The sequence below is a fragment of the Photorhabdus tasmaniensis genome (assembly GCF_011189505.1).
Classification (GTDB): domain Bacteria; phylum Pseudomonadota; class Gammaproteobacteria; order Enterobacterales; family Enterobacteriaceae; genus Photorhabdus; species Photorhabdus tasmaniensis.
This window is the reverse complement of the sequence record NZ_PUJU01000113.1, coordinates 1-3,211: the sequence shown is the minus strand read 5'-3', so window position 1 is coordinate 3,211 and position 3,211 is coordinate 1. Positions and strand designations below refer to the sequence as shown.

The 3,211-nt window shown below is 61.2% G+C and carries 2 protein-coding genes; both read left to right on the top strand.

Annotation, left to right across the window (positions count from 1 at the left end):
• Positions 1-72: 72 nt before the first annotated feature.
• Positions 73-522 (top strand): DcrB-related protein, encoded by a 450-nt coding sequence (locus tag C5471_RS22830; protein ID WP_133814157.1) that lies wholly within the window; start codon positions 73-75, stop codon positions 520-522.
• Between the two features lie 19 nt (positions 523-541).
• A partial coding sequence (locus tag C5471_RS22825) for a PAAR domain-containing protein (RefSeq protein WP_207627447.1) occupies positions 542-3,211 on the top strand: 2,670 nt, incomplete at its 3' end.

Here is a 3,211-nt window from a genome sequence, read left to right as displayed (position 1 = left end):
TGGGCGGCAACATCAATATGAACAAGTAAACCCATCCCAAAAACAGCTTAAAATGATTATCAGGACCCGACCATGACCCAGGAAACCCGCTTCATCCCGTTTCACTTCAATGCTGGCACAGTGAAGATGCCTCACGACTGGCAGGATGCCAGCATCTTAGTGCTCAGCAGCCCCGATGACCACAATGGCAGCAGTTTCACCCTGTCCCGCGATACCCTGCCCTGGGGACTCGATTTTACCCAGTTTGCCGAACGGGAAATCCACGCACTCAGCCAGCAGCTGAAAAACTATCAGCTCCTCGCTCAGGAAACCGGCGAGCTGAACGGCATGACCACCGTCACCGCAGAGTTCACCTGGTCTTCGCCACAGGGCCCGCTCCATCAGCTGATGATGCTGCTGCATCTGCCGGAACAGATTTTAATCCTGACCGGCACCTGCTCGGGTGCCATGACGCCGGTCCAGCGTGAACAGATAAGCGCCATGATGACCTCCTTTCAGCCGCGTCCCCAGGACAGCGAATAACCGCCGGGAGTCAATCACCATGAGTTTATTGATGATGGCCTGGTTCGGGGCCGGGGCCGCGCAACGCACCCGCCACACCGGCGCAGGCAGGCAGGACAACGGCCCGCCACAAACCGAAAGCACGTCAGCCACCGATACCGTGCTCAGCTACCTGGAAAGTGAGGATTTTCAACACCATTCGCTGGCCGTGGCGGGCATCTACACCGCCGCTCTCGGCGGTATATCCGCTGTACTCCCGCTGGCCGCCGGGGTGGCGGCCGGAAAACTGGGCGCTTACATCGGCAATGAAATCGGGACGACCGTTACCCACGGGATCATGTCCTTACTGGGCCATCACACCATCGCCACCGAAGGCAATGCACCGGCCCGGCAAGGGGATGCTATTGCCCATCAGAACAAAAGTGCCGCCTTGTGGGGCGCACTGGGCGGGGTGTTACTGGGGGCGGTGGCGGCGGTGACCATCGGCGCGTTAATTGTGGCGACCGGCGGGCTGGCGTTAGCGGTGGTCGCAGGGGCCGCAGCGGGGTTTGCCGGGGGCTATGTCGGCGGGCTGGTAAGCGGCGTGGGGGCGGCGCTCGGACAATACGGTGCCAATAAAGGCACCATTACCGGGGGCTCACCGAATGTCTTTTTTGAAGGCCGCCCGGTGGCCCGGGTTGGGGATAGCATTGTGTGCAGCGACCACCCCGGCCCGGTCGTCATTGCCGAAGGGGCCAAAACCGTGTTTGCCAACGGCAAACCGATTGCCCGCTTAGGCCACCGCACCACCTGTGACGCCAATATCAACAGCGCCGCCGCCTCCCTTGCCGTGACCGCCGAAACCGGCGATGCCCTGACTATCCTGACCGAAAGCAATAAAGACCTGCGCTGGCTGATTGCCATTGCCAGCGCATTGCCGCTGCCGCTCGGCAGAAAAGGCCCCGCCGGGAAAGGGGAACCCGGGGCCGAACCCGCACCCTCAGTGAAAAAAGACGGCAAGTCAACCGAGACAACCCCCCATGCCGGTGAACCGGTGGATGTGTCAACCGGCGACTTCCTGCAAGTCTGGCCGGTGCTCGCCCTGCCCGGCGTATTGCCGCTGGCCCTGAACCGGGTCTACCGCTCGACCGCCAGCTTCTCCGGCCTCTTTGGTCCCCAATGGGCGGACGACTGGTCGCAGCACCTGAGGCGCGATGGCGAGGAGACGCATTTCACCGACGGCGAAGGCGTGATTTACACCTTCCATACCCCGACAGAAAACGTCTTCTCGGTCAACCTGTATGCCGGGCATTATCTGCTGTACGGGCAACTGAGCGGGGAACTGCACCTGTTTAACCGCCGCACCCAGCACACCCTGAGTTTTGCGCAGAAGCAGGGCGATAAATGTTGCCTGTCAACGATAGCGGACCGCAACGGCAACCGGACCGTATTTCGTTACGATGAGACCGGGCGCCTGGCAGATATCGTCCATGCCGACAGCGCGGAACTGGTGCTGCATTATGACCAGCGGCAACTGACCGCCATTGACTGGCTGCACCAGGGGCAGCGCCAGCGGCTGGTCACCTGCCGCTATGACCATCAGGGTTACCTGGCGGAATGCGAGTCGTTTCAGTTTCACCACCTGTGGCATGAATACAGCGCGCCGGGCTACATGACCCGCTGGCATGACACCGACCAGACCGATGTCACCATTCACTATGATAACGCGGGCCGGGTAATCGCCACCGCCACCCCGCAGGGCTACTGGCAGGACCGTTTTGACTATGATGACGCCCATCGCGTCACCACCTATTTTGATGCCGAAGGCGGCTGTACCCGCTACGAATACAACGCCGACGGCCTAGTGACCCGCGAAGTGAACCCGCTCGGCCATGAAACCCTGACCCAGTGGGACTTTGGCCACAAAATCGCACAAACCGACCCGCTGGGCCGGACTGCCACATGGGAATACAGCCCGTACGGGGAACTGCTGCGGTTCACTGCCCCGGCCGGAGACCGTACCGCTTACCACTACAACGAATACGGTCAGCTGACCGGGGTTACGCAACCGGACGGAAAAAACTGGCGATTTCACTATAGCAACCGGGGTAATCTGGACTCCGTGATCGACCCGCAGGGCCGGCGGGAAGAGTCCCGTCACGGGGAGCACGGGGAAATCCTGCGCCATGTCCTGCCCGATGGCCGCACCTGGTGTTACGGCTATGAACAGCAGCAATTAACCGAAGTGATCGCCCCGAACGGTTATACCACGCAACTGGCTTCCGACGGCCTGGGCCGACTCCTGTCTGTCACCGATGCGCTGCATCAGCAGACCCGTTATCACCACAGCCCCTTTCATGCCAGCCCGGCGGGCAGTGTCAGTGAAATCCACCTGCCAGACGGCGTCCGCCAGACCCTTGACTACGACAGCGAACGCCGCGTGTCTGCGGTCACGGACGGCGAAGGCAAAGTGACCCGCTACCGTTACGGCGCTTTCGACCTGTTGAACGGCGTCACTCAGCCGGATGGCACCACCCTCACCTTTGCCTACGACAAGCTGACCCGCCTGACCACAGTGACTAACGCCACCGGGGAAACCTACCGTTACACCCGTGACCGGGCCGGGCAGATTATCGGGGAAACCGATTTTACCGGGCGCACGATCCAATATCAGTACGACAGGGCAGGACGTAAAATCATCGCCCGTTACCCGAATAATCAGCTGCTGCGC

Bases quoted from the DNA above. Each gene is read 5' to 3' on its own strand.
- C5471_RS22830 (WP_133814157.1), top strand. From the start codon at position 73: ATGACCCAGGAAACCCGCTTCATCCCGTTTCACTTCAATGCTGGCACA.